This window comes from Streptococcus sp. UBA4344, assembly GCF_002393675.1.
In the GTDB taxonomy this organism is placed as follows: Bacteria; Bacillota; Bacilli; order Lactobacillales; family Streptococcaceae; genus Streptococcus; species Streptococcus vicugnae.
Window position 1 is genome coordinate 48,698 of record NZ_DGTE01000049.1, and the last position, 6,057, is coordinate 54,754.

Genomic DNA, 6,057 nt, shown 5'->3' on the forward strand with positions numbered 1-6,057 from the left:
CTTAACCTAAGAATAGGTTAAGGGGTTGTTTGGTTAATCCAGGTATTTATTGGCTTTTTGTTGTTTCAACCAGAGCATTATAGCTAAAGCAACAAGGTATAGGACAATGAAGAGAATAAGAGTTGTCTTGTATGATTGGGTTGCTGAGAAGGTTACAGCTAATAGCATCGGACCAGCTAGCGCAGCCATTGCCCAAGCGGTCAAAATATAACCATGCATGGTTGCTAGTTCCTTGGAACCAAAAATATCGCTCAGATAAGGTGGAATCAGTGAAAAACCAGCGCCATAGCAGGTCATGAGAACAGCCATAGCAAAAGTAAATAATGCTGGAGCATGGAAGAAGATGAGAGATACCGTCATGAGGATATTAACGACAAATAAAATCAAGAAAGTTAAGGGACGTCCGATGTAGTCTGATAAACTAGCCCAGAGCAATCTGCCAAAGCCATTGAAAATTCCCATAAGCCCAACGATAATCGCAGCTTGGTTAGCAGACATGCCAGCTAAATCTTGCGCCATCGGTGAGACGACAGAGATTAAGGCAAGCCCACAAGAAATGTTGATGAAGAGAATTAGCCAGAGCAGGTAAAATTCAACTGTTTTTAAGGCTTTTTTAGCTCCAATACCTTGACTTAATTGCTTATGACTGTCGTCAGCATCCTGTTCACTGTAGGATGGAAATTTGAGAAACTGTGAGACGATAAGCATGACCAGAAAATAAGCTCCCCCTAACAGGTAAAAGGTGTTGATAACATCATATTTGGTGATTAAGAAATGTGCGACTGGACTTGTTAGAAGAGAGGCAAAGCCAAATCCCATAATTGCCAATCCAGTTGCCAGTCCACGCTTATCAGGGAACCATTTGATAATCATTGAGACTGGTGTTACATAGCCAGTACCAAGGCCAATACCGCCAAGAACACCATAGCCTAGATAAAGTAATAAAAGACTATGATTAGCAAGTGCTACTCCAGTTAAGATATTTCCAGATGCGTACAAGATAGCTGAAATGGTACCAGTAACACGAGGTCCAAATTTTTCCACAACTTGCCCCATAAATGCAGCCGACATGCCCAAACAGAAAATGGCAAGCGAAAAAGCAAAGGCAATCGCTGATTGATTCCAGCCAGTCTCAGCAATAATAGGATTACGATAAACACTCCAAGCATAGGTAGATCCCAACATTAAATGCAAGATAACACCACAACTTGCGATGACATAACGATTGTTGGTAGACATTACTTCTCCTTTTTACGAATATTAAGACACAATATTTTAAATAATGTTAGGATATTATTGTATCTTATTTTTCAAAATAAGTAAAATAGTATTTTTTTACATAAAAAACGAATAACAAAAAGGAGGTAACTAAGAATGTTCAGAGTTTTATAATTTGATCAAATAAAGCTCTATTTTCATCGTATAAGTGGTGAGTAATCATGATGACAGTGAGTTCGTTTGTTTGTAGTAGCTTTCTTTCAATATCAATAGCAGTTAGCTTATCAAGATTAGATACCGCTTCGTCCATAATGACAATTGGCTTATTACCGAGTAATTCTCTAGCAATAGCAATTCTGGCAGCTTGACCTCCAGATAAATCATCTTGGAAAGTAGTATCTAAGCCTTTGCCGATAAACTTATCCACATGTGCAAAAGTTAAAACCTTTTTAAAAAAATTCTTATCCACAGAACGACCAAGCGTGAGGTTAGTACGTAATGTATCTTTAAAAAGATGAGCTTTCTGCGGAATTAAAGCAAAAATATTTTGTAAACTTTCTAGTGATATTTCTTGATAGTTATGGCTATCTAAATAAATGTCACCGTCATAATCTGTTAATTCTCCAGTTAAAATACGAATGAGTGTTGACTTCCCTGCACCTGAGCTGCCAATAAGGGCAACTTTTTCGCCTTTTGAAATTGTAAAGTCGGGAAAGGTAATTTGTTTTCCATTATCGAAACGGAGACTTAACCGATGACAAGTGATGTTTTGGTTAAAATCTGTTAGACTAATAGTTCTTTTGGTTGAAATTGTTTTAGGGTATTTATCAATTAGTTTAGTAGTTGCTTTATATGTGACGATATTGTATGCAGCTCCTCTAGTGTAATTAAATAGGCAGCTAGTTAGATTAGCAATTGAAAAGATAACCCCCGTAGTGATTTCACCCTTGATAACTAAATAACCTGTTGCAATGAAGATTATAACTTGTGCGATAATACTTGACATCATGGAAAGGGAATTAGCGCTACTTGATTCTCTAGTTAGCGTGACTTTAGCTTTGATAAGTTTACTAAAATCAGTTAAAATACGATTTTTAAAAAAGTCGGTTTGATTATTGTGATAGAAGATTTCAAAGCCCTCTAGGTAGTCACTTGTTCTATTTAATGCTTGATTAGAGGTATTGGATACTTCTTCGGTTCTTAGAGCGATTTTTCCCTCAAAAACTTTAGGAATAAAATAAACGAAGGTTGTCATTATAATACTGACGATGAGTAATAACCAGTGGAAATAGATAATGGCAAAAGCATTTAAAGCGACTGTTACAATACTTTCAATAGCATCATAAAATTGTTTGAATCCATTATCTTTTAAAAGATTCATATCATTAATCAACCATGAGTTGTATTCAGATTTGGTGTGATGGTTATTGCCAGAATAAGTGTTAACAATCAAGGAATTTAGTAAATCATCTCGTATGAAATTCACTTCTTTTTGACAGAGTTTTTCTTTCAGACTATCTTTCCAAATTTGTAGAAGACTATAGCCAGCCCAACAAAGAATATCGATACAAGACCAAAAAATAAAATCGTTCCAATTATTTTTTATTAAGGCATCAAGTATCCATGTTAAAGAGAGAGAACTCATGACATTTATTGCAACCCAAAGAATGATAATAGTGATTAAAATAAGATTTTCTTTTTTTAACTTCCACAAGTAAGATAGCATGATCAAGATTTCCTTTTGTTAAATATACCTTTATTATAAAGAAATATCGCTATAAAGCAAACGATTGCATAAAATTATTACTTAACTTTTCTTGGTTTTCCTCTCACATACTTTGGTCTCTCTTGCGGTCTGTGTTATAATAAAATCATGGAAATTTTCGATACACACACGCATTTAAACGCTGATGATTTTGCTGGTCGTGAAGCAGAAGAATTGGCTCTTGCTAAAGAAATGGGCGTTACTCGACACAATGTCGTCGGCTTTGATGCACCAACCATTAAACGAGCTATTGAATTAGCTGAAGAATACCCAGAAATTTATGCCACAATCGGTTGGCATCCAACTGAAGCAGGTTCTTATAATCAAGAAATTGAGGACATGATTGTTTCAAATCTCTCACACCCAAAAGTGGTTGGTCTTGGTGAGATTGGTCTTGATTATTATTGGATGGAAGACCCAGAAGACGTTCAAATTGAGGTTTTCAAACGTCAAATTCAACTTTCTAAAGAGCATAATCTGCCTTTTATTGTGCACACTCGTGATGCTATGGAAGATACTTACAAAGTTATCAGAGAGGTCGGTGTTGGACCACGTGGTGGCATTATTCACTCATTTTCTGGTTCTTTGGAAATGGCAGAGCGCTTTGTCGAGCTTGGCATGATGATTTCATTTTCAGGTGTTGTCACATTTAAAAAAGCTCTTGATGTTCAAGAAGCCGCGCAAAAATTGCCACTTGATAAGATTTTAGTTGAAACGGATGCACCATATCTTGCACCAGTTCCAAAACGAGGCCGTGAAAATCGCACGGCTTACACACGCTATGTTGTGGATAAAATTGCAGAGCTACGCGGATTGACTAGCGAAGAAGTGGCAAAAGCAACATCAGACAATGCAAAGAGGTTATTTAACTGTGACTGAAAAAATTAAAATCCAAGAAGTCTTGGTCGTTGAAGGGAAAGACGATACTGCAAATTTGCGTCGCTTTTACGACGTGGACACTTACGAAACACGAGGTTCAGCTATCAATGACGATGACCTTGAACGCATTGAAAAACTAAATGACCTGCGTGGGGTCATTGTCTTTACGGACCCAGATTACAATGGGGAACGCATTCGAAAAATCATCATGAATGCTATTCCTAATGTCAAACATGCCTTTTTAAATCGTGGTGAAGCCGTTCCAAAATCAAAAAGTAAAGGTCGCTCACTTGGTGTTGAACACGCTAGCTTTGAAGACTTACAAAAAGCTCTCAAAGGTGTTTTAGGAAACTTTGATGATGATAATCAATTCGACATCACAAGAGCTGACCTAATGCGTATGGGGCTTTTAATGGGAAATGATAGCCGCAAACGCCGTGAATACCTTGGAGAAGAACTCCGTATTGGCTATAGTAACGGTAAACAACTTCTTAAACGCTTAGAGCTCTTTGGCATCACTTTAGCCGAAGTAGAAGAAGCTATGGAGAGATATGAGGGATGAAAAAAGTTGCGCTTTTACGGGGAGTTACGCCAGTTGGGCAGAATCGTATTCCTAAAATGGCTTATCTGGCAGAGATTTTAACAGAAGCAGGTCTTGAAAATGTTAAGACATATATTCAAAGTGGCAATATCGTTTTTGAGACAACCTTGTCTGACGATGACGTTTGTGCATTGATTCATGACACGATTCAGGCAAAAATCGGTGCTGATTTATCGGTTATCCTCAAAACACAAGCCCAGTTTACGACGGCTCTTGCTGAAAGTCCCTTTGATGAAAGCTACGATGACTCACGTGTTCACTTGGTATTTACCAACGACCAGCTTGACCAAGAGATATTAAATGAACTACTAGAGACGGATTTTGGTGCTGAAATCTTGAAAGCTGGTAGTGAGTGCCTGTACCTCTATTTGCCAAGAGAAGCAAAGAAAAAGCGACTGAATACCAATTACCTTGAAAAACAGTTACATATCACAGCAACCATGCGAAAACGTCGCAGCATTTTGCGATTGAGCCAGATGTGATACAATAGTAACTTGCATTGATAGAAATGAAAGGAAAGACATTCCCTAACTAATGAGGGATTATTAATTATGAGAATTGCAGATTACAGCGTGACGCGTGCTGTCCTTGAGCGTCATGGATTTACGTTTAAAAAATCATTTGGACAGAACTTTTTGACAGATACAAACATTCTTCAAAAGATTGTGGATACTGCTGAAATTGACAAGAACGTCAATGTTATCGAAATCGGTCCTGGTATCGGTGCTTTGACTGAATTTTTGGCTGAAAATGCTGCCGAAGTCATGGCATTTGAAATTGACGACCGTTTAATTCCGATTTTAGCTGATACGCTCCGCGATTTTGACAATGTCAAAGTCATCAATGAAGATATCTTGAAATCAGACCTTCAAAGCCGTATCAAAGAATTTGCTAATCCAGACCTTCCAATCAAGGTTGTGGCAAACCTTCCTTACTACATCACAACACCAATCTTGATGCACTTGATTGAATCAAAAATCCCATTTGCGGAATTTGTCGTGATGATGCAAAAAGAAGTGGCAGACCGTATCTCAGCAGAGCCAAACACTAAAGCTTACGGTTCACTGTCAATTGCTGTGCAATATTACATGACAGCAAAAGTTGCTTTTGTTGTACCACGTACAGTCTTTGTACCAGCACCAAATGTGGATTCAGCGATTTTAAAAATGACTCGCCGTGAACAACCGCTCGTTCAAGTCAAAGACGAAGATTTCTTCTTCCGTGTTTCAAAAATTAGCTTTGTTCACCGCCGCAAAACCCTTTGGAACAACCTAACAAGCCATTTTGGAAAAGCAGACGAAACCAAAGCCAAACTTGAACAAGCGCTTGAAATCGCAGAAATCAAACCATCCATTCGCGGAGAAGCCCTCTCAATTGCCGAATTTGCCAAATTAGCAGACGCCTTAAAAGAAGTCGGATTATAAAAATGAACCCCAGTCATTATTATGGCTGGGGTTTTAGGTTAATATCATAAAAATGATTTTAGGACCATAGTTGACTAGAAAATGTAATAAAATCGGATAATAAATGGATTTTGTCCATTTAAAAATCAATCCCAAAGAAAGCCCAGCTGGGATATACTGAATGAAATCAA

At 37.7% G+C, this 6,057-nt stretch carries 7 protein-coding genes; 4 read left to right on the plus strand and 3 right to left on the minus strand.

Going from position 1 to position 6,057, the window contains the following annotated elements:
• Positions 1-33: 33 nt before the first annotated feature.
• Entirely contained in the window at positions 34-1,239 is a 1,206-nt protein-coding gene (locus B4D49_RS09575) for an L-lactate MFS transporter (RefSeq protein WP_286784218.1), read from the minus strand.
• Positions 1,240-1,378: 139 nt separating this feature from the next.
• Positions 1,379-2,944: an ATP-binding cassette domain-containing protein gene (locus tag B4D49_RS09580; protein ID WP_286784219.1), complete on the minus strand. Its 1,566-nt coding sequence runs from the start codon at positions 2,942-2,944 to the stop codon at positions 1,379-1,381.
• 147 nt (positions 2,945-3,091) lie between these two features.
• Between B4D49_RS09580 and B4D49_RS09585 the strand changes: the two genes are divergently transcribed.
• The 4 genes from B4D49_RS09585 to rsmA all read left to right on the plus strand — a co-directional run bounded on the left by B4D49_RS09585 (position 3,092) and on the right by rsmA (position 5,887).
• Positions 3,092-3,862 (plus strand): TatD family hydrolase, encoded by a 771-nt coding sequence (locus tag B4D49_RS09585; RefSeq protein WP_132869800.1) that lies wholly within the window; start codon positions 3,092-3,094, stop codon positions 3,860-3,862.
• Positions 3,855-4,424 (plus strand): ribonuclease M5, encoded by a 570-nt coding sequence (gene rnmV / locus B4D49_RS09590; protein WP_165942000.1) that lies wholly within the window; start codon positions 3,855-3,857, stop codon positions 4,422-4,424. Before B4D49_RS09585 ends, rnmV begins: the two co-directional genes overlap by 8 nt.
• Entirely contained in the window at positions 4,421-4,945 is a 525-nt protein-coding gene (locus B4D49_RS09595) for a DUF1697 domain-containing protein (RefSeq protein ID WP_132869797.1), read from the plus strand. The genes rnmV and B4D49_RS09595 overlap by 4 nt, the downstream gene beginning before the upstream one ends.
• 69 nt (positions 4,946-5,014) lie before the next feature.
• Positions 5,015-5,887, plus strand: a complete 873-nt coding sequence (gene rsmA / locus B4D49_RS09600) for a 16S rRNA (adenine(1518)-N(6)/adenine(1519)-N(6))-dimethyltransferase RsmA (protein WP_009855016.1) — start codon at positions 5,015-5,017, stop codon at positions 5,885-5,887.
• Positions 5,888-5,920: 33 nt separating this feature from the next.
• Here the strand turns inward: rsmA and B4D49_RS09615 are convergent, their stop codons facing one another.
• A complete protein-coding gene (locus B4D49_RS09615; RefSeq protein WP_349679004.1) occupies positions 5,921-6,049 on the minus strand; it encodes a type II CAAX prenyl endopeptidase Rce1 family protein in 129 nt (42 codons plus the stop codon).
• Between the last annotated feature and the right edge of the window lie 8 nt (positions 6,050-6,057).